This is a genomic window from Shewanella atlantica (assembly GCF_003966265.1).
Lineage (GTDB): Bacteria > Pseudomonadota > Gammaproteobacteria > Enterobacterales > Shewanellaceae > Shewanella > Shewanella atlantica.
The window spans coordinates 646,690-668,615 of record NZ_RXNV01000002.1; the positions used below are offsets into that span (position 1 = coordinate 646,690).

Below are 21,926 nucleotides of genomic sequence, written 5' to 3' on the forward strand. Positions count from 1 at the left end.
GCTAATTATCCTACTAAATTTAAGGAGATTTATTCTACATATCAGGTACACTCATAACTATGCCTATCGATGGGGAAAGTGAATGAGTCAACGTACACTGCATACTTTGTTTAAACCGAAATCTGTCGCCATTATCGGAGCCTCCAATACTGAAAAACGTGCAGGTAATGTGGTGATGAAAAACTTGCTTGCCGGTGGCTTTTCTGGCCCCATCATGCCGGTAACACCTAAGTATGAAGCGGTTCTAGGCGTTCTCGCCTACCCCAATATCGAAGCTCTCCCCCTAAAACCCGACCTGGCCATCATCTGTACTGCAGCCTTTCGCGTACCTGGGGTTGTAGAAACCTTGGCTCAGTTTGGCTGTAAAGTGGCTATCATCATGGCCTCTGGCATGGCCAGCCACTTCAACGATGATGGGATGAGTTTCCTGGAGGAAACTCAGCTCAATGCAAAACGATATGGTATGCGTATCCTGGGCCCTAACAGCCTGGGAATGATGCTGCCAAACCTTGGCTTAAACGCCAGCCTGGCCCATGCCAGTGCCTTGCCCGGCAAAATCGCATTTGTATCTCAATCGGCCGCGATCTGCACAACGGTGCTCGACTGGGCCAATAATAAGGGGATCGGCTTCTCTTCGTTTATCTCATTAGGCGATGCAACCGATATCGATTTCGACGAACTGCTGGACTATCTGGGTCGGGACTCGAGAACCAATGCAATCATGCTATATGTCGATTCCATTAATGAAAAACGTCACTTCCTGTCTGCGGCTCGGGCCGCCTCCCGCAATAAGCCCATCTTGGTGATCAAATCGGGTCGGAGTTTAGAGGGCACAACTGCAGCTAAACTTCACACCGGTGGGGTAACCGGTAACGATGCCGTTTATGAAGCGGCTTTCAGACGTGCAGGTATGCTCAGAGTCAACGACCTTATCGAACTATTTGCGGCGGTTGAAACCTTAGCCCACTCCTCTCCTCTACTCGGTGAGCGACTCGCTATCGTCACCAATGGTGGCGGCCCCGCCGTACTCGCCCTGGATCAACTCATGCTTGGCGGTGGAAAATCGGCATTGCTGGACAGCAATACTCTGAATTTACTCGATGAGTTACTGCCCTCAACCTGGTCCGGTCAAAACCCTATAGATATTGGCGGAGATGCCGATGCTAAGCGATACACTAAAGCCGTTGAGATTATGATGGACAGCGATGCGGCCGATGCGATCCTGGTGCTACACTCCCCTTCGGCACTTGGTGACAGTGTCGAAATTGCGAATACACTTGCTGAAATGGTCGCCAAGCATCCAAAGAGAAACAAGGTCAACGTACTTACCAACTGGAGTGGCGAAGATTCAGCCTATCCAGCCAGAAAACGATTTAACCGCGCCGGGATCCCTACTTACAGAACCCCAGAAGGGGCTGTAGGTGCATTTATGCATATGGTCGAGTACCGCAGAAACCAGAAGTTACTGCAAGAGGTTCCCCAATCTATACCGGATAATATTCCTACCAATGCTGAGCAGGCCAGAGATCGACTCGCCAAAGCCCTCACACAAGGCAAGCGAATTCTTGAAACTCATGAGTCTCAGGAGATCCTCAGTGCCTATGGACTCAATACTATCGATACCTATGTTGCCAACACCCCCGAAGATGCGGTAATGGTGGCGAATAAGATTGGTTATCCGGTGGCAGTTAAGGTTCAATCACCTGATATACACCATAAATCAGATGTCCATGGCGTAATGCTCAATCTGACTTGCGAAGATGAAGTGATCCAGGCCGCGACGGCCATTAAATCCCGGGTACTTTCAACCAATCCCGATGCCAAGCTTGAGGCGCTGATAGTACAAAAGATGGCATTAACAGCGGGAGCACAGGAGATCCGGGTTGCTGTCATTAGCGATCCTGTCTTTGGGCCGGCCATATTACTGGGTGAAGGCGGCTCTGAATGGGAACCGACTAAAGATGCGGTGGTGGCACTTCCTCCATTGAATATGACGCTTGCCCGGTACATGGTGATCCAGGCGCTGAAAACGCAAAAGTTACGAGACAGACATCTTCCTTTAGGCTTAAACATGCATGCCCTGTGTGTCATGTTAACTCAGATCTCTCATCTGATAATTGACTGCCCCGAAATTGCAAGTCTCGACCTTAACCCTGTGCTGTGCGCAGGTGAAAATGTCACACTTCTCGATGTCAATATTCAGCTCCACGGCACTCCGGTGGATAATGCATCCAGACTGGCGATATCACCCTACCCCAAAGAGCTGGAGCAAGCAGCCACTCTGAAGAATGGCCGGGATGTTATGCTCAGACCCATATTGCCTGAGGATGAACCTAAGCACCTGGCTTTTGATAACTCCCTGTCCGATGAAGATAGATACAAACGTTACTTTGGTGTTCGTTCAAAGATGACCCATGAGGAGATGGCGGTACTGACACAGATTGACTATGCACGCGAGATGGCCTTTATCGCTACCGCAAAAGGTGATGACGGCGAAGAGATCACACTGGGGGCGATCAGAGCCTCTATCGATCCCGATAACACCGAGGCCGAGTTTGCCATGGCAGTCAGAAGCGACCATCAAGGGCAAGGGTTGGGCAAGTTATTGCTGGAGAAACTCATAAGCTACTACAAAGGCAATGATACCCAAGTACTGACCGGGTTTACCATGTTCGAAAATCGCAGCATGGCTAACTTAGCCAAGCGGCTAGGTTTTACGGTTACATTCGATATGGAAGAACATCTGATCAAGATGGACATGAAATTAAAGTAACTCAATCTCTGAGAGTTTAAGTTCAGAAGGGTTAACACACATCCTATTTATAACGAAGGCTCGGATAGAGCCTTCGTCAACCACACAGACGCTATTCACTTCTTACACAGTTTCTACCGCATGACTTAGCACGGTACAAAGCTTCATCGGCTCTGACAAAGTAACTTTCTCTGTCATCACTGATATTGAGTGTCGCTGCACCTATGGAGACAGTAATCGAGCCCAGGGAGAGCTTTTTATCTTTACCTACCGTCAATTTTCGCTCACTAATTTTACCGCGCAACTGCTCGGCAACAATCAAGGCATCGGCCAATTCGGTATTGGGAAGCAGAACAACAAACTCTTCACCACCGTATCTGGCAACGAAATCACTTCCCTTAACGGCTTGCTTCAGGGCTAAGGCGATATACGTCAACACCTTATCACCAATAACATGTCCATGATTATCATTAAACTGCTTAAAGTGATCGATATCGATCACCAATAAACAGCTGGATTCCTGAGTCTTGGTTAAACGCTGCATATGTAACAGCACTTCCTCTTCGAAAGCCCGACGGTTATGTAAAGAGGTAAGTTGATCTGTCAGAGCCAGAACATTAAGATTCTCCATCTCAGATTTTAATGAGTTCACCTCACTACTCATCGCATTGAGGCTCTCTTCCATCTGTCTATTGCTGCTTATGACATTGTCCATCTCATCGACAAGGCTATCGACAAGTTTCTGCAACACATCGGCATCAGGATTCTGTTTTAGATCTTGATGAAATTCGGACAGGGTATCATTCAAGCTGACAGTACCACTGTTCATCTGACTGATTTTCGTCAATAAATTATTAATTAAGATCTGAGTTTCGATCTGAACGTTTTCAATAACCTCAGACGATTGTTCTTGAATAAAATTATGATATAAGCCTGCATTAACCTCTGCGCTAAAGGTTATGCCATTTGCAATTAATCCGTCGATCGCACGTTTCAAGTCCAGGTTAATACCGAGATAATATTCATACCATACGGCGTAATTATCGGGTGTTACGGGAATGTTGTGTTCAGACATTTTAGGAACCGCATGTCTGAGAATTTTTGCTGATACTTCAGTATCCGAGAGATGTTTAGCTAAGTTCATGCTTCACCGCCAAAGGGATGTTGTTATTATTTTAACGCTATGATAAATATACAATTTAAACTTACACCCAAAATATAGAGCTACACAATCATCATTGTTTCAATTTACCCTTCGTACAAAAATAAATCGTCCTTGTAATCTTCTCTTATAATATTCAGTTACAAAAGAGTTCACCAATTCGTAACAATATAGCACATTCTTTTGTATATCTCTGATAGTAAAGTGGTTAAAAGAGGAAAAAGTTTTTTCTTTAGCAAGAATAACGACCTATACGCAGCATGATATGCATCTGCCGGGTGTTACTAGAACTTTGCTGTATCTTTTTTGCTAATGGTGCTTCGAACTCCCCATAGGGCTAACAAATATAGCCTATCGCACTAGCAATAAAATCTGCTCTCATTCAGGTGATTTCGAAAACGGCAGGATAAATGAATCAGGGATAGGGATTAGTCACGCTTCAGTATCTGTATTGGTCTGGAATTAGTGAAGTATTGTTGCAGATGATCACGATGTTGTAAGTATGCCAAGCCTCTCGATTATTGATTCCCCAACTCACTGACAGAAATACAGGCTTTAGCCATAATGGGAAAAGCCCGCGAGTGAGAAAATTAAAACTCAGCGTTAACCCGCTGTAAAAAATTTAAAAACTGGGCACGCTCCTCATCGGAAAACTTAGCCGTCAATTCGCCGGTGAGTTGAAGGTGAAGCGCATCATGCTCCTCATACAACTCATGGCCTTGACTCGTGAGTTCAACGAGAATTGAGCGCCTGTCTGACTCGTGAGGTTTTCGGGTAACCAGTTCCAAATTAACCATCTTGTCTATCTGCACGGTTAAGGTACCGGTTGTCACACCGATCTTCTCTGCCAACTCCTTCATTCTCATCGGGCCGTGACCTCCGAGAATTTCCACAGTATGCACCAAGGGTAATGAATAGCCTTTGTCCTTAACTACCGCCTGTTCCCAAGAAGATAGTTTTTCATAAAACTCAACCATCACATGGTTCAGCTTATCTTCTGTAGACTTCATCACACTCTCTTATTTCTAATGACATACTCGTTAAGTGCATTCTGCCTGACGACAGGTATTGAGTTCAATGGTCAAATGGCTCAAGCGATCAAATTTCTTAAGTTTTGACTTAAAATAATCGGCGTCTTTAGGCTTATGAGACACTATAGATAATGCAACAGCATAGTGATCTGCACTGACTCGCCAGATATGCAGATCGGCAATCTGGTGATCCTCTTCAGATTCTATCTCTGCCACGATCTTATTTTTATACTGATCTTCGATGCTGGTATCTAACAAGATAGGTGCAGTCTGCCTTAGCAGATTCCATGCCCAGCGACTGATAATCACCGAACCTACTATGCCCATCACAGGATCCAGCCAATTCAGACCATATAACTTACCCAGCAATAGAGCGCAGATCGCTAATATCGAGGTCAAAGCATCGGCGAGTACATGAAAGTAAGCTGCACGCAGATTATGATCATGGTGCCCTTCTTTGGTTGAATCTGATTCATTATGAGAATGGTCATGATGAGAATGGTCATGATGAGAATGTTCGTGATGACTGTGAACATCTTCATGAGAATGACCATGTGAATGACCGTGGCTGTGTCCATGGTCATGACTATGGTGATCTTTTAATAAAAACACACTGATCACATTAACGGTCAAGCCTATCAGGGCAACCATTATCGCTTCATTAAAGTGGATCTGCTGGGGATTAAATATTCGCATAGCAGATTCTGCCAGCATGATTAACGCCACGAGTCCTAATGCGATAGCGCTGGTAAAGCCCCCCAAGACGCTGACCTTACCGGTACCGAAAGTAAAATTTGGGTTATTGGCGTGCTTTTTAGCATAACGATACGCAAATAGCGTGATCATAAATGCCGCCGCATGTGTCCCCATATGCCAGCCATCGGCCAGTAGAGCCATAGAACCGTAAATGGTACCAGCCGCGATCTCCGCAATCATAGTGATCAAGGTGAGATACAGGACATAACGGGTATTACGTTCACCATCATTGTTGATATTGGCAAATTGATGCTTGTGTTTCCAGGCCTGAATGGAGTGAGACTTACTGTTCATATCATCCCTATCGATCTTTTAGTTAATTAGTCATTGGTCGCCAAGCCTGAAGCTGAGCTTTTACTTGAGCTTGAACTGGCACGTAAAGCTTCGAAGTCCAAATAGTCTCAAACATATAGCTTGATCGCCAAATAGTTTGAAACCCAAACTTAACTAATCATAAGTACTTTGATGTTCAAAGTATATTGCTAAATAGAAATAATCATCATTACGTGTCTGACTTCGCAAAAACAGTTAAATAGCTTTCAAGCCGAAATGAGCACTATTGAACCTTGAGGCCTGATTACATTCTCAAAAAGACGCCAATTAGAAAATTTCACTCGATTCATACTCTATAAAAGTCTGTCTGTGATAAAAATTTTCAAAACATAACCCTTTTTTGAATCTGCGTCGTTTATAGGGTTAAATCATTTAATTTAAGCTTAAGACCCTGCTCTTAAAATCGTGTGTCTAAGCCATCTGTTTAACTCTTTCGGAGAATTTATGAAAATAGCAATAATTGAGCAAACAAAGAAATATTCAATCGCCGTGTCAGCTCTGGCTGTGTCACTCTTCTCATTCAGTGTATTAGCGACAAGTCCGGTACACCCTGATGGCCTTAATCAAAACATGATCACCTCACAAACCTATAGTACTGCCAATTATCAGGCCCATGAAGAATCTAAGATGTATCCCGCTCCCGCTGAAGGAATGGAGCAACATATTCTCACACTGCCATCACTCGATGATGAACAGAATTATATGGTAGAGATACAGATAGGCCAGACCAAAATGGTTGACTGTAATAAGCATGGATTGTCTGGAGAACTGACACAGGATTCAGTGAAAGGTTGGGGTTATCAATTCTATAAGGTCAATCAAATTACCGATGGACCCAGTACCATGATGGCATGTTTAGAACTCGCTAAAAAAGAGGCTTTCTTACAGATCCCCGGAGACCTGAAAATAAACTATGATAGTCGTTTACCAAAGGTTTTTTATCTGCCGAAGGGAAGTGAAATCAGATATCGAGTATGGCGTGTTGAGTCTGGTTTCAACACCTCTAAGCTAAACGCTCAATAATTAGCTAAAATGAATAAACAATAAAAAGGCTATCCAATTGGATAGCCTTTTCTTTTTGTACTGCACGGAAACGGAATAATTAATCCGGTGACCGATTGTACACCAGTTAAATACCGCTGATCGCTTCTTTACAAAGCTGCGTAATACGGTCCCAATCACCCTGCTCCATCGCATCCGATGGGGCTATCCAGCTACCACCGATACAATCGACATTTTTAAGTGCCAGATAATCTTTGTAACTGCTAGGGGTAATGCCCCCCGTTGGACAGAAACGAATATCAGCAAGCGGACCGGAGAATGCTTTAAGTGCATTTACACCACCCGATGCTTCGGCCGGGAAAAATTTAAAGTTGGTATAACCCAAAGACATACCTGTCATCACCTCTGAGATACTGGCAACACCTGGAATCAAAGGGATTTTGCCTGCCATCGCTGCTTTTAACAGACTCGGTGTAGCACCTGGAGTGATAACAAATTGAGCGCCGGCTTCTTCCGCCTGCTTCAACTGAGTTTCATTCAGGATAGTACCTGCACCGACTAAGGCATCGGGCACCTCTTTGGCGATCTTGGTTATCGCTTCCAAAGCGCAAGGTGTTCGCAGTGTCACCTCGAGTACGCTAATTCCACCTGCAACGAGTGCATTGGCTAATGGAACGGCATCTTCAATCTTATTGATAACCATAACAGGAACAATAGGGCTTCGATTAAAAATATCTTGTGGTTGTAACGACCAGTTATTCTCAAGCATTGCGTAATTCTTCCTTATTAATAGTTTTCATCGATAGCGCTGGTGCAGCGAGCACCAGTTTCGGGACTACTTAAGTTTGATCTTAATGCGCCAAACAACTCTCGACCCATTCCATAACTCGTGCTTCTGAGATCTACTTTCTCAGCCTCACGTGCAGCAATTTCTTCGTCGGCAACTAACAGCGTCAATTCACCGGTTAAAGCATCGACTCTGATTAAATCACCATTTTGAACCTTAGCAATTAACCCGCCGTCAAGAGCTTCCGGGGTCAAGTGAATAGCCGCAGGAACTTTACCCGATGCGCCTGACATGCGTCCGTCGGTCAATAGTGCGACCTTGAAACCCCGGTCTTGTAATGTGCCTAAGATAGGAGTCAACTTATGAAGCTCTGGCATACCAATGGCTTTAGGACCTTGCCCCTTGACCACAACCACACAGTCTTTTTCTAAATCGCCTGCTTGGAAGATAGCCTCTAGCTTATTTTGATCATCAATAACAACCGCCGGAGCTTCGACAAAACGATGAGACTCTTGGACAGCAGACACTTTAATCACTGCACGGCCTAAGTTACCTTTAAGTAGCTTAAGCCCACCGTTCGCCTGGAATGGAGTCTCAGCTTTAGTTAACACCTCAGTGTCCAGACTTTCGCCCTGACCGTCGACCCATTTGATCTCACCATCAATTAATCTTGGCTCTTGGGTATAACGTCTCAGTCCGTAGCCCGCGACAGTGTTGACATCTTCGTGTAGCAGGCCAGCATCAAGCAGTTCTTTAACCAAAAATGCCATCCCGCCTGCGGCGTGGAAATGGTTTATATCGGCATGACCATTAGGGTAAACACGAGCCAGTAATGGCACGGCATCTGACAACTCTGAGAAATCGTCCCAATTTACAATCACGCCTGCAGCGCGAGCTGCAGCGACGATATGCATAGTGAGATTTGTAGAGCCACCCGTCGCAAGCAATGCCACGATACCGTTTACAATCGACTTTTCGTTAACCACTTCACCAATAGGCGTGTATTGCGTACCCATCTCAGTTAGACGACAAACTTGTTTGGCGGCAGTTTTATTGAGCACTTCTCTCAGTGGATCATCCGGATTAACAAAAGATGAACCAGGGAGTTGCAGTCCCATCACTTCAAGCATTAACTGATTACTGTTGGCCGTGCCATAGAAAGTACACGTTCCGGCGCTATGATAAGACTGAGATTCTGCTTCAAGAAGAGCTGCGCGGTCGATCTTACCCTGCGCAAATTGCTGTCTAATCCTGGCCTTTTCCTTATTCGGGATCCCGGATTTCATCGGGCCCGCAGGAACAAATAGCATCGGCAGATGACCAAAACTTAAGGCACCAATCAAGAGCCCCGGAACGATCTTGTCACAGATCCCAAGTAACAAGGCACCATCAAACATGTTGTGCGATAAGCCCACCGCTGTGGACATGGCGATAACTTCACGACTTAACAGACTGAGTTCCATGCCCGGCTGACCTTGTGTCACACCATCACACATGGCAGGAACGCCACCGGCTACTTGTGCAACACTGCCCACTTCGGCACAGGCTTGCTTAAGTAGTGCCGGATACGCTTCATAGGGTTGATGGGCCGACAGCATGTCATTGAACGCCGTCACGATACCTATATTGGCTTTAGTCAGTGCCTTGATCGACTGTTTATCATCGGGTTGGCAGGCTGCGAAACCATGGGCCAGGTTTCCGCAACTCAGTGAACTACGATGTACACCATTAAGCTTAGCCTCATCGAGTGCTGCCAGGTATTTAGCCCGAGTTTCTTTACTGCGAGCGATAATTCTGTCGGTTACAGATTGTACTACTGCGTGCATAATATCTCCTTAAGCGCTCCAGTAAACGTCGATCGGTGTCTTGTGCTGAGCTAAGACGGCTCTGATCGGCATGCTGTTAGCATCTTCATTTTCAAGCGCTTGACGGTAAACAGAGAGTTTCTGCTCACCCACAATGTGTAAATAAATTTGGCGACTGGCTAATATCGCAGTTTTCGATAACGACAGTCGAGGGTTTGGAGCACTGACAGGATTGACCGCCACACACACATCTTGCGTATTTAAGGCTGTATCTATCTCTTCAGAACAAGGGAACCATGAACATGTGTGCCCGTCGTTGCCCATACCAAGAACCACAACGTCGAATGGACGAGGGAAATGGGCCAACTGTTCACTGGCCATCAGGCATCCCTCTTCCGGAGAGGAAAACATATTTTTTAAGCCACGAAACTTGGCGTTGGAAGCTCTGTTTTGTAACAGGTGCTCCCTGACTAATTTTTCATTTGAAGCATCTGAGTCATTATCAACCCAACGCTCATCGGCAAGGGTAATAAAGACTTCGGACCAATCGATGCTTTTCTTACTTAGTAACTGAAACAGCTTAACCGGTGTCGAACCGCCGGAGACAATCAGACTCGCCTTGCCGCGGGCATCGACGCCTTCCTGTAGTTGCTTAGCGATTCGCTCTGCAAGCTGAGCTTCCAGTGAAGATTTATCATCAAAAGATTTGAACACACTTTCTTTAATCATAGTCATGTTCCTCTACTCGTCCCACGAACGGCCATCTTTGGCTATCAAGGCAACTGATGCAACAGGCCCCCAACTTCCGGCAGGATAAGACTTTGGCTTCTCGTTACTGTCTTCCCAAGCTTCAATAATACCGTCAACCCAGCTCCATGAATGTTCAACTTCATCACGACGAACAAACAGGGCTTGATTTCCTAACATGGCTTCGAGTAACAGACGCTCATAGGCATCGGCAATACGTTCGTTCTTGAAGGTATCTGAGAAACTTAAATCGAGTTTAGTTGTTTGCAGACGTTGCTTCTGCTCCAGACCCGGCACCTTGTTCATCATCTGAATTTCAACACCTTCATGTGGCTGAAGACGAATGGTGAGTTTATTTGGTGGCAAGTTGCGATAGTTAGAACGGTAAAGGTTATGAGGTGGGTTTTTGAAGTAAACCACAATCTCAGAACTCTTGGTCGGCATGCGTTTACCACTTCGAAGGTAAAAAGGAACACCGGACCAACGCCAGTTGTCAATGTCTACACGCAAGGCGACAAATGTTTCCGCATTGGATTGGGTATTAGCCCCCTCTTCTTCAAGGTAACCAGGAACCGGAGAACCCTGTAGGAAACCTGAAGAGTACTGACCTCTAACGGTATTTTCGTAAATATTATCTGAATTGATTGGACGAAGTGATTTAAGCACTTTCACTTTCTCGTCACGAATACTGTCCGCATCCAGATTAACCGGAGGATCCATTGCGACCAAAGTTAACACTTGTAGAAGATGGTTTTGGATCATGTCACGCATTTGACCGGCTTTATCGAAGTAGCCCCAACGGCCCTCGATACCCACTTCTTCGGCCACAGTGATCTGCACATGGTCGATAGTACGATTATCCCACTTGGAAGCAAACAGTGAATTGGCAAAACGAAGGGCGATAAGGTTCTGTACGGTCTCTTTACCCAGATAATGATCGATACGGTAAACCTGACTCTCTTTATAATAGGCTGAGACTTGGTCGTTAATCACTTTAGAGGATTCGAGATCGGAGCCGATTGGCTTTTCGAGAACGACACGTGAGTCAGGATAGATAAGATTTTGTTCGTGGAGACAGCGACAAATATCACCGAAGATGGCTGGCGGAGTGGCAAAATAACTCACCATGACGCGTTTAGAGGGCTCTAAGATGTCATGAAAAGACTTATAACCTTCAGACTCAGTAAAATTAGTACCAATATAATGACAACGTGTTAAGAATCGTTCGAGTGTCTGTTCACACAACTCCTCTTTCACAAACCCCCGCAAAGCTTTAACGACTAACTCTTGATACTCTTCTTGGGTGAATGCATCTTTTGCAACGCCGAGCACTTTAGTCTCTTCGTTTAAAAGGCCAGCTTTGTCGAGTTGATATAATGAGGGAAGTAACTTACGGCGAGCCAAGTCCCCTTTAGTACCAAACAATACAAAATCACAAGCTTTGGCTTCTGGTGTTGTTATGCCCATAGCTCCTAAATCTCCTTTGTCACAGTGCCACATCGATTCGATGAATATTTCACATGTTTGTTGTAATATAACAACAGAAATTGTTAATTGCATCTAAATTTTGCAAAAAAGCGGGACTTAGTGCCCTAGGCATTCACACACAAAATCTGATATGCTTTTCGTGATTAAATTACTATATATAGTAGAAAGTTTTACCAGTGCCTGAATTATAATTCTCCATTAAGGTCGGGTTTCTCATTTTTAGATACTTTCTAAAATGACGGAAAAGAATAAATATAATTACATTACTTTCGAGTGGACGTACGCATATGAATACCCTTGAAAAGGTTCAAAAAAGCCTTACACATTTTAGTAAATCAGAGCGCAAAGTTGCTGAGGTTATTTTAGCCTCCCCCCAAACGGCGATCCACTCTAGTATCGCTACTCTGGCTAAGATGGCAGATGTCAGCGAACCTACGGTCAACCGCTTCTGCCGACGGTTAGATACTAAAGGTTTTCCTGACTTTAAACTTCACCTTGCTCAAAGCTTAGCTAATGGCACGCCTTATGTCAGCCGACATGTGGAAGAAGATGACAGTCCAGATTCTTACACGACAAAAATCTTCGAATCTTCAATGGCTTCGCTCGATACGGCTCGTCAGAGCATGGATACCGCCGCGATAAATAAAGCCGTTGATATATTGACTCAAGCTAAGAAAATCTCATTTTTCGGCCTGGGAGCCTCAGCTTCTGTAGCCCATGATGCGCAAAATAAATTTTTCCGCTTCAATGTACCCGTTATCTGCTTCGATGACGTTTTGATGCAGCGCATGAGCTGTATCAATAGTGGTGAGGGAGACGTAATTGTTCTTATCTCCCATACGGGCCGTACTAAGTCTATGATTGATATCGCCCGTCTTGCTCGTGAGAACGGCGCTGCTGTCATAGGTATCACGGCGAGACACTCACCTTTATCAAGCGAATGTACTCTGCCCGTCACCATGGAAGTGCCTGAAGATACCGACATGTACCTCCCTATGGCGTCCCGTCTGGCGCAACTAGTGGTTATCGATGTGTTGGCTACCGGATTCACCTTACGACGTGGTCCACGCTTTAGAGAGAGCCTGAAGCGCGTTAAAGAGGTATTAAAAGAATCAAGGATTGATAAAGATCCCATACTGTAACTGACTTTCTGCTCCATTCTGGCAGTACAACATTCACCGTACTGCCAAATTTAGACTAATATTTAGTGGCACTTCACAAAAATTATAACTTGCGCTAGATCATTTTGTTTGTAATTTTCCTACAAAAGTAGGTATTGTCTGTTAATATAGTGTCAGAATTTTTTTAAACTTAACGGAGTATCTCATGTTCCGCAGAACCAAAATTGTAACTACTTTGGGTCCAGCTACCGATCGCGATGACAACTTACGCCGCATAATCAAGGCAGGCGCTAACGTTGTTCGTCTAAACTTCTCACACGGTTCTCCTGAAGACCACCTTAAGCGTGCTACCGATACACGCAACTTAGCAAAAGAACTTGGCGTTCATGTTGCTATCTTAGGTGACCTACAGGGTCCTAAAATTCGTGTTTCTACCTTCAAAGACAACAAAAAAGTTCAGCTAGACCTAGGTCGCAGCTTTATCTTAGATGCTGATCTTGAAAAAGGTGAAGGCGATGAGAACCAGGTTGGTATTGACTATAAAGAGTTACCGAATGATGTAAGCATCGGTGATATCCTTATGCTTGATGATGGTCGCGTACAGCTAAGAGTTGAAAGTGTTGACGGTAATAAAGTCCACACTACTGTTACTGTTGCCGGACCTCTGTCTAACAACAAGGGCATCAACAAGCAAGGCGGCGGCTTATCTGCTGCTGCACTTACTGAAAAAGATAAGCGTGACATCGTCACAGCTGCTCAAATTCAGGTTGATTACCTAGCCGTATCTTTCCCTCGCAGCGGTGCAGACCTTAACTATGCTCGTGAGCTTGCTCAAGCAGCAGGAAGCAATGCACTCATCGTTGCTAAAGTAGAAAGAGCTGAAGCCGTCGCGACTGATGAAGCAATGGATGATGTTATTCGTGCTTCTGATGTGGTTATGGTTGCCCGTGGTGACTTAGGTGTTGAAATCGGCGATCCAGCGTTAGTTGCGGTTCAGAAGAAACTGATCAGTCGCTCACGTCAACTCAACAAGAGTGTCATCACTGCAACGCAGATGATGGAGTCGATGATCACTAGCCCAATGCCAACTCGTGCAGAAGTAATGGACGTTGCAAACGCGGTACTCGATGGTACTGACGCTGTAATGCTTTCTGCCGAAACTGCTGCCGGTGACTTCCCAGAAGAAACTGTACAAGCCATGTCTGGTGTTTGTCTTGGTGCTGAAGAGCATCCTAGTGTACAAGTATCTAAGCACAGACTCGATGAGAGCTTCGTTACTGCTGAAGAGACTATTGCACTTTCAACTATGTATGCTGCTAACCACCTGAAAAGTGTTAAAGCGATTGTTGCCTTGACTGAATCTGGTGCTACACCTCAGTTAATGTCACGCATCAGCTCAGCACTGCCTATCTTTGCTTTGTCTCGTCATGACGTGACTCTGGCTAAAATGGCGCTTTACCGTGGTGTTCAGCCTGTACATTTTGATTCTACTAAGTTCAATGCTGAAGAGCTTGCTTCAAAAGCTTTAGAATCACTATCTCAGGCAGGTTATCTGAAGAGCGGTGATATGGTCTTGATGACTAAGGGTGACTCTATGGAAACTATCGGCGGAACAAATACTTGTAAAGTATTAATCGTCGCTTAATTTCGATATTCATTCTAAGAAAGGTACGCTGATGCGTACCTTTTTTTTTTGCTTGATTAACCCCGCTATCAATTGCGTTGATCACACGATATAGACCCATCACAGTTACCCAGTCCCTCCCCCCTTGCTCAAACTAAATTCTTACATTTCAATCACAATTAACAAACTGACATGCGAAGCCAATTTTTTGTCATGCCAATCAGTATAAAGATGTGATCGCTCAGCGAGAATTTAGCGCTTCTGAGGCAAGGTCACTAATTGCTCCTGCATAAATGACATTTGCAACATCCATGTTGCTCGCAACGAGTGAAGAGCATAGTTGTTCTACGTTCAAGCTCGTTAACACAGCATCGGATGCGCTAAAACTCGCCTGTTTGGCGTGTTTTTGGTTGCCAACTTATACGTTGAATGGCCTCACAAGGGAACAGCCATTCCATCATCCATTCGCCTTGAATTAGTTGCCAAAAAATACGCTGAGTAGATCACTTTCTTATACTGATTGGTATTAGGTGTAGATACCAACTCTTGATCTATTTCAGTCAGTTCTAGTTATACCGATTGGTATTACAGATAAAAAAAAGGTACCCGACGGGTACCTTTTTCAATCTAGTCTGTGTGCTATAACATTATTGTTTTAGCTTAAGAGTTACAGCTTTTCAAACTCATCTACATGAATCGCGGTTAAACGTAATTTATCTGCATTCACAATCGCTTCAAACTCACCTTTATTGATTATTGAAACCTCAAGCGCCATCTCAAATAGCGCCATGTTGGCCATTTTCTTAGGTAAAGTTCCCGCACGCTGAGCCTTCTTGATCTTCTTATATGTGTTGCGACATTCAAATTGAGCAAGAAATGCATCTTCAACCTCGGCAATACCACCTTTATCCCCTTCAAACTCGGGACAAAGGAAGGTGAGTCTGTCTCTGGCAGGTCCTGGTTGCAGCATTCCCTTAGCTAAAGCTGTCGTCATCTTATCGGTTGGGCCATTGAAATGATTTCCGATAGGGAAAATCAAGGCTCTCATCACCCAGGCTACGGGGCGATTCGGGAAGTTACGCAACGCACCCTCTAATGCTTTTGCCGCTTTCTGTAATCGGGTTGCCATAACAAATCGTACCGCAGGGAGATCATCTTGCTGACGGCCATTATCTTCAAACAGTTTTAAGGTCGCAGAGCCCAAGTATAACTCGCTGAGTACGTCACCCAATCTCGCAGACAACATCTCTTTACGTTTAAGGTCACCACCCATGATCAACATAGAAAGATCTGTGATAAAGGCTAAACCCGACGAAAGTCTGGTCATATCCTTATAATATTGCTGTGTTTCACCGCTAACCGGTGATTGGTTGAAGCGGCTGCCGGTTAGTGCGCAAAACAGTGAGCTAAATGCATTTCTGGCACCGTAGCCAATATGACCTAACAATAGAGAATCAAACCTTTCAAGTGCAGCACTGGAATCTTCCATGGCGGCAGTTTCCATCTCGGCAAGTACATAAGGGTGACAACGAGTCGCGCCCTGACCGAAGATCATCAAACTGCGGGTCAAAATATTTGCCCCTTCTACCGTGATGGAAATAGGGTTGCCCATATAAGGATGACCTAAATAGTTTTTCGGCCCAAGCTGTATTCCCTTACCAGACTGAATATCCATCGCATCATTGAGCACATCGCGGCTCATCTCTGTCATATGATACTTTGCGATCGCTGTGACAACCGATGGTTTCACTTTCAGATCGATCCCCGTAGTCGTTAAGCGCCTTGCTGCTTCAAGCTGATAAGTATTGGCGACGATTCTGGCCAGAGCCTCTTGAACACCTTCGAACTGACCTATGGACAAACCAAACTGATGACGCACATAGCTGTATGCGGTAGTTGTCTTAGTGGCGGTGTGGCCCGATGCCGTCGCCAACGCCGGCAATGAGATCCCTCGGCCGGCAGAGAGGCACTCAACCAACATTCTCCAACCTCTGCCCGCATATTGTGGACCACCGATGATCCAATCCAGTGGGATAAAGACATCTTCCCCGTATGTGGTGCCATTCATGAATGCCATACCCAGTGGATTGTGTCGCTGACCTACTTTCACACCCGGATGGTCCGTTGGGATCAGCGCGCATGTAATACCCAGGGCTTCTTTGCCACCTAATAGCCCATCGGGATCGCGCATTTGAAAGGCGAGACCCAAAACTGTAGCAACTGGAGCCAGTGTAATGTAACGCTTATCCCAGTTAAGTTTTAACCCTAATACCTCTTCACCTTCAAACTCCTGACGACAGACAATACCCTCATCCGGAATAGCACCCGCATCGGAGCCCGCTTCCGGTCCCGTTAACGCAAAACAAGGTACCGCTTCACCGGAAGCCAGCTTAGGTAACCAATTTTCGCGTTGCTCTTGTGTACCATAATGGGCAAGAAGTTCGGCTGGCCCTAAAGAGTTAGGCACCATGACGGTCACGGCCGCACTCACACTTCGGCTGGCTAACTTAGCAACAATGGTCGAATTGGCGTAAGCCGAAAATGCCTTACCTCCATATTGCTTAGGAATGATAAGGGCAAAAAAACCCTCTTTCTTAAAATATTCCCAAAGCTCAGGCGGTAGATCTTTGCGATTGTGAACAATATCGAAATCATCAATCATGGTCAGTGCTGTCATCACCTGATTGTCGATAAAGTCCTGCTCTTCAGAGGTCAGCGTAGGCTTGCCATAGCTATGTAATGTTTCCCAGTTAGGTTTGCCTCTGAAAAGTTCACCTTCCCACCAAACATCGCCGGCTTCCATCGCCTCTTTTTCTGTATCAGACAGAGGTGGGAGTAACTTCTTGAAAAATGAAAAAACCGGACGAGTGATAAACTGCATCCTGATGTTTTTGACACCGAAAAGCACAATGATTATGAGTAGTGCAAGTATGAGTAGAGTCATGGTATTACCTTTTGTTTTGCGCCTTAATTAACAGGAACTGACACACCGGCAGAGAGGTATGGAATCACTTTTCGAATAACCGTCTCTATATTGTTATGTTCACTAAAATCGGCAGCGGCGATCTCAATCAAAGCATCTGCCGAAGCCATGGTGAATACGACCGTACCTAAGGTAAAGTGTAAACGCCAAAACATCTCAGCGGGGGGAATATGTGGTGCGCTATCGGCAACCGCTTTCACGAACTGATCTAAGTGTTCACCATAATGAGTCGTAATAAACCAACGCAGGTGCCCCTGACTCTCGATGTAGCCACGGCCTAGAAGCTGCAGGAAAGTACTCGTACCCTCGGCTCTGACTTTATTCAGATCAAGAAGAGGTTCAACTAAGATAGAAAAGATATCATTGAGCGAGGCATTTTTATCCGATGCCTGCAATCTGACAATTTCTGCAGAAGCAACCGGCATAAAGACATCGAGATACCGGGCTAACACTGCACGTATCAACTCTTTTTTTGAACCAAAATGGTAATTAACTGAAGCCAGATTGACCTCGGCTTTACTGGTTATCAAGCGTAATGAGGTTTCAGAAAAGCCCCTTTCTGCAAATAACTTTTCTGCAGCATCCAGTATTCTTGTTTTAGTATCGGATCTATTTGCCATTCCGTGACCTTATCACTCTATTTTAAACACCCGTTTAAATTAAACATTGGTTCACTTTTTGTCAAATGAAATTAGCTAGCAATTGCGCTCTATGTGTACTATTTCAAAGAAAGTTAACCTTTAAAGTCACAATCGTTTGAAACTCTCCGAAGTTTACGCATGTACGCTCAGATAGTTCCTTTTCATATGAGGTTAGTTTTTTAAACATTGCAGAGTTACACAGTGGACTTCTACCAATCGGTATATGACTGAAAGACGGCGGAGCGTAAGCATATAAAGCAATCAACACCTACCTCTTCCCAACCTTAGTTAAATATTTATTTTAACCACCTGTTTTATGTCCATTTAATTACCAGTAAAAATGTTCAACTGTGCAATAATAATACTAGCCGAAAAATCTATACATTAAATCTATACACTATATAGAAGAACCTATGGTTCATCTTTCATAAGTCATTAGCCAAATATAGGACCTGTGCTAAGGAAAGCATATGAATAGTCTGTCTCTCGCCATAAAAGATTGGTTGTTACACCGCAAGAGTTTGATCTTTCTTGTCGATGCACTCCTGTTTTTGGTCATGTTAAATACATTGCCATTTCAAGGCGATATAGTTATAGGTCTCAGCTTGCTCACTTTTATTGCCATATTGTGGCTGACAGAGGCCATTCACGTTTCGATCACCGCCATATTCGTTCCTCTGCTTGCTGCAGGACTCGGTGTACTCGACACACCTCAGGCTCTGGGCAATTTCGCCAATCCTATCATATTTCTGTTTCTCGGTGGCTTTGCTCTTGCTGCCGCCCTGCACCGCCAACGATTAGATAAAGTCATAGCCGACAGAGTGCTGCAATTCGCAAACGGACAGATGAATGTTGCAGTCATAATGCTATTCGCAGTGACAGCCATTCTCTCTATGTGGATCAGTAACACGGCGACCACGGCAATGATGTTGCCCTTGGTACTGGGTATTTTAGCTAAAGTCGATGACAAGAGTGATCACAACACCTATGTTTTTGTACTGCTGGGTATCGCTTATTGTGCCAGTATCGGTGGAATTGCCACTATTGTTGGCAGTCCACCCAATGCAATCGCCGCTGCCGAGGTCGGACTGAGTTTCACCGAGTGGATGATGCTGGGTTTACCCATAACTTTGACCCTGCTCCCTCTCGCAGTCGGCCTGCTTTACCTGATGTTAAAGCCAAATCTTAGTTACACCTTCAACATTCCCCGTGAACGTGTTCAATGGAGCAGTGAAAAAATCAGCACTTTTATCATCTTCGGCATAACCGTAACCTTGTGGATATTCAGTAAGCCACTCAATGCTTATCTGGGTGGCTATAGTAGATTCGATAGTCTCGTCGCCCTCTTTGCTATCATCATGTTGAGCCTTGCCAGAGTCGTAAAATGGCAAGACATAGACAACACAACAGACTGGGGAGTATTACTGTTGTTTGGTGGAGGTATCTGCCTCAGTAATGTACTAAAAGAAACCGGCACAAGTGTATTTCTGGCACAAAGCTTAAGTGAATACCTGCAGCAAGCCGATCTGTTTGTGATCCTTTTGATGGTTGTGACCTTCGTCGTTTTCCTGACAGAATTTGCCAGCAACACTGCAAGTACAGCACTGTTGGTCCCGATATTTGCATCTATAGCGGAAGTGTTGGGAGTATCACCGGTTATCTTATCTGCTCTGATAGGTATCAGCGCCTCATGTGCCTTTATGCTACCGGTCGCCACGCCGCCTAACGCGATAGTATTTGGCTCAGGTCATATCAAACAGCGAGAGATGATGAGAGTGGGGGTTATTCTTAATCTTATCTGTATCGTGACCCTATCCATCTTTGTCTGGTTATTTTGGTAGTAACACTTTTATTAACTAAGGGAAAAATTAAACGTGCCTCCCTTCGGCGCTTAGTTAAACCCTGGTAGAGATCTAATCAAGTGCCGAGCCATAGCTCCATATAAGCTGTTCATTATTTGCCGTATAACCAATCCAATCCTTGAATCACTGTAGTAGGAAATGCAGTAGCATGCCTGGCACCTTCGATAACTGAAAATTTCAGGTCGAGATTTGGATACTTATAATCATTAAGCTTATCTGCCAAGGCGTTAGCCCCGGCAACCATGTCTTGGCTTTGACCGTATTCAGGCCTCTCCAGACTACCTACAGACAAATATAACCGAACCGGGCTAGCTGGCGTTTTTACTGACTCTGACAATAGGTAACTATCGTTAAACCAGAGCGAAGGGCTGCCAATAATGTAACTTGAGAACATATCAGGTTGTGTAAATAGAATATAGGTTCCAAGCAAACCACCCAGAGAGTTACCGACAAATGTCCTCTGTGTTGAGCTTGCTCTATAATGACTCTCAATGTGAGGGAAAACTGTATCTTTAAAGAAGGATATATGCCCATCGGCATTACCCGTTTCAAGTTTCCAGCTATCTGCTTTTATCGGTGTGTAATCCCGTATTCGACTCGCAGATCCCCTTGAACCTTTAGCGTATGAAATTCCGACAATAATAGCCTCTTCCATTACACCACTGTTCATCGGAAAACGTGTCGCTCCGGAAACAATTTGAAAGCTGTACCAGGCATCGGTTAAATAGATAACCGGATACTTTCGCTTAACTTCCGAATGATAGGAGCGTGGTAACTTGATAAACAGCGGATAGACTCTATCCGTCTTAGTCTCTTGTAATTCAACAACTGTACTTCTTGGGATCTCAAAGACGGTATCGGCCAATAACGGCGTACTACATAGAAAAACAAAAACAAATGTGAACAGTTTCAATGCAACTTCCTTTGGTAAATATCGGATCGTCAGACAATAATTTCAGTTAAAACCTCTGTCTTTACCGAGTTAGCTATAAAGCAATTCTCGTGTGACATGTGATGCATTTTTTCCAACTGTTCCATCGTTGGCTGGCGTTCACCCGAAAAGATGATGTGAGGCCGCAACCTGACTTTGGTAACGGATGTTTTCCCATCGGCGTCTTTTTCCATTAGACCGATGGCATTATCAACATAGCTCTCTATGATGTACTTACGCTTGGCAGCAATAGAGAGAAACACCAGCATATGACAGCTGGACAAGGCAGCGATAAACGCTTCCTCAGGATCAACGTTTGCCTCGACAGAGTAAGGAAGTGGAACAACGTGGGGAGAAGATGAAGCCGGGACTGTAACGCCGCCATCAAATTCCCATGTATGCCCTCGACTATATTGGTTATCACTGAAGATCTCATCTTCACTACGAGTCCATCGAATTACGGCAGTATATTCAGACATCCTTGCTCCTGCTCTCTATAAATAAGTATTGTTGTTGACACTATAAGGACAAGCTTTGAGGCCGTTAAACCACTCGATATCGCATCTTAAAAATTTGTACGAGCCCAATCACTCAATTCTACTGTGGGTTTAGGAAAGCCAAGCGCATAAACAAAGCGGTTTTCACTGTCTTCAAAAATGCTGGAACTGATCCCCAGTAAAACGAATCCCTCTTCTAATAATGCACATGCGTCCTGAGGGCACTCAGTTTCAACAATCTTTGTTACTTTAAGAAGGATCTCTTGAGACTTTGTAATTTCAACGTTATCCATGGTAATCCTTGTGTACCGGGTAAATGTGGATTCATAGGAGAGTTACTTCATTATTTTGAGTAACTTATCACTAGTATAATCCAGAGATCAATCTAAGGCAGGGTTAAGAGT

17 protein-coding genes are annotated in these 21,926 nt (G+C 44.7%); 5 read left to right on the forward strand and 12 right to left on the reverse strand.

What is annotated here, in order from left to right:
- Positions 1 to 82: 82 nt before the first annotated feature.
- On the forward strand, positions 83 to 2,773 hold the full coding sequence (locus tag EKG39_RS08110) for a bifunctional acetate--CoA ligase family protein/GNAT family N-acetyltransferase (protein WP_126505212.1): 2,691 nt from the start codon (positions 83 to 85) through the stop codon (positions 2,771 to 2,773).
- A gap of 91 nt (positions 2,774 to 2,864) precedes the next feature.
- On the opposite strand, the gene EKG39_RS08115 is transcribed toward EKG39_RS08110, so the two are convergent.
- The 3 genes from EKG39_RS08115 to dmeF form a co-directional block, all read right to left on the reverse strand.
- Positions 2,865 to 3,896, reverse strand: coding sequence for a GGDEF domain-containing protein (locus EKG39_RS08115; protein WP_126505213.1), 1,032 nt, complete (start codon positions 3,894 to 3,896; stop codon positions 2,865 to 2,867).
- Between the two features lie 608 nt (positions 3,897 to 4,504).
- Positions 4,505 to 4,924: a MarR family winged helix-turn-helix transcriptional regulator gene (locus EKG39_RS08120; protein WP_126505214.1), complete on the reverse strand. Its 420-nt coding sequence runs from the start codon at positions 4,922 to 4,924 to the stop codon at positions 4,505 to 4,507.
- Positions 4,925 to 4,954: 30 nt separating this feature from the next.
- Complete coding sequence (gene dmeF, locus EKG39_RS08125; protein ID WP_126505215.1) at positions 4,955 to 5,995, reverse strand: CDF family Co(II)/Ni(II) efflux transporter DmeF; 1,041 nt, start codon at positions 5,993 to 5,995, stop codon at positions 4,955 to 4,957.
- 483 nt (positions 5,996 to 6,478) lie between these two features.
- Here dmeF and eco point away from each other — a divergent pair, with 483 nt between their 5' ends.
- Entirely contained in the window at positions 6,479 to 7,057 is a 579-nt protein-coding gene (gene eco, locus EKG39_RS08130; protein ID WP_126505216.1) for a serine protease inhibitor ecotin, read from the forward strand.
- 106 nt (positions 7,058 to 7,163) lie between these two features.
- Here eco and EKG39_RS08135 read toward each other — a convergent pair whose 3' ends face one another.
- From EKG39_RS08135 to zwf, 4 genes are read right to left on the reverse strand one after another with little or no spacing between them, the layout of a single operon-like run.
- Positions 7,164 to 7,805, reverse strand: a complete 642-nt coding sequence (locus tag EKG39_RS08135) for a bifunctional 4-hydroxy-2-oxoglutarate aldolase/2-dehydro-3-deoxy-phosphogluconate aldolase (RefSeq protein ID WP_126505217.1) — start codon at positions 7,803 to 7,805, stop codon at positions 7,164 to 7,166.
- 17 nt (positions 7,806 to 7,822) lie between these two features.
- Positions 7,823 to 9,649, reverse strand: coding sequence for a phosphogluconate dehydratase (gene edd / locus EKG39_RS08140; RefSeq protein WP_126505218.1), 1,827 nt, complete (start codon positions 9,647 to 9,649; stop codon positions 7,823 to 7,825).
- 9 nt (positions 9,650 to 9,658) lie between these two features.
- Positions 9,659 to 10,357: a 6-phosphogluconolactonase gene (pgl, locus tag EKG39_RS08145; protein WP_126505219.1), complete on the reverse strand. Its 699-nt coding sequence runs from the start codon at positions 10,355 to 10,357 to the stop codon at positions 9,659 to 9,661.
- A 12-nt stretch (positions 10,358 to 10,369) separates the two neighbouring features.
- Positions 10,370 to 11,842 (reverse strand): glucose-6-phosphate dehydrogenase, encoded by a 1,473-nt coding sequence (gene zwf / locus EKG39_RS08150; RefSeq protein ID WP_126505220.1) that lies wholly within the window; start codon positions 11,840 to 11,842, stop codon positions 10,370 to 10,372.
- 308 nt (positions 11,843 to 12,150) lie between these two features.
- Between zwf and EKG39_RS08155 the strand changes: the two genes are divergently transcribed.
- Positions 12,151 to 13,005 (forward strand): MurR/RpiR family transcriptional regulator, encoded by an 855-nt coding sequence (locus EKG39_RS08155; protein WP_126505221.1) that lies wholly within the window; start codon positions 12,151 to 12,153, stop codon positions 13,003 to 13,005.
- 184 nt (positions 13,006 to 13,189) lie between these two features.
- Positions 13,190 to 14,629 carry a pyruvate kinase gene (pyk, locus tag EKG39_RS08160; protein ID WP_126505222.1) on the forward strand — a complete coding sequence of 480 codons (1,440 nt, stop codon included), beginning with the start codon at positions 13,190 to 13,192 and terminating at the stop codon, positions 14,627 to 14,629.
- A gap of 646 nt (positions 14,630 to 15,275) precedes the next feature.
- Here pyk and EKG39_RS08170 read toward each other — a convergent pair.
- Together EKG39_RS08170 and psrA are read right to left on the reverse strand one after the other, a co-directional pair.
- Positions 15,276 to 17,552 carry an acyl-CoA dehydrogenase gene (locus EKG39_RS08170; RefSeq protein ID WP_126505223.1) on the reverse strand — a complete coding sequence of 759 codons (2,277 nt, stop codon included), beginning with the start codon at positions 17,550 to 17,552 and terminating at the stop codon, positions 15,276 to 15,278.
- Between the two features lie 23 nt (positions 17,553 to 17,575).
- Positions 17,576 to 18,211: a TetR family transcriptional repressor PsrA gene (gene psrA, locus EKG39_RS08175; protein ID WP_126505224.1), complete on the reverse strand. Its 636-nt coding sequence runs from the start codon at positions 18,209 to 18,211 to the stop codon at positions 17,576 to 17,578.
- A 491-nt stretch (positions 18,212 to 18,702) separates the two neighbouring features.
- On the opposite strand from psrA, the gene EKG39_RS08180 reads away from it, so the two are divergent.
- Positions 18,703 to 20,073 (forward strand): SLC13 family permease, encoded by a 1,371-nt coding sequence (locus EKG39_RS08180; RefSeq protein WP_126505225.1) that lies wholly within the window; start codon positions 18,703 to 18,705, stop codon positions 20,071 to 20,073.
- 112 nt (positions 20,074 to 20,185) lie between these two features.
- Here the strand turns inward: EKG39_RS08180 and EKG39_RS08185 are convergent, their stop codons facing one another.
- From EKG39_RS08185 to EKG39_RS08195, 3 genes are all read right to left on the reverse strand, one after another.
- Positions 20,186 to 21,007, reverse strand: a complete 822-nt coding sequence (locus EKG39_RS08185; protein WP_126505226.1) for an alpha/beta hydrolase — start codon at positions 21,005 to 21,007, stop codon at positions 20,186 to 20,188.
- 29 nt (positions 21,008 to 21,036) lie between these two features.
- A complete protein-coding gene (locus tag EKG39_RS08190) occupies positions 21,037 to 21,504 on the reverse strand; it encodes an OsmC family protein (protein WP_126505227.1) in 468 nt (155 codons plus the stop codon).
- A gap of 86 nt (positions 21,505 to 21,590) precedes the next feature.
- Entirely contained in the window at positions 21,591 to 21,815 is a 225-nt protein-coding gene (locus EKG39_RS08195; RefSeq protein ID WP_126505228.1) for a hypothetical protein, read from the reverse strand.
- Between the last annotated feature and the right edge of the window lie 111 nt (positions 21,816 to 21,926).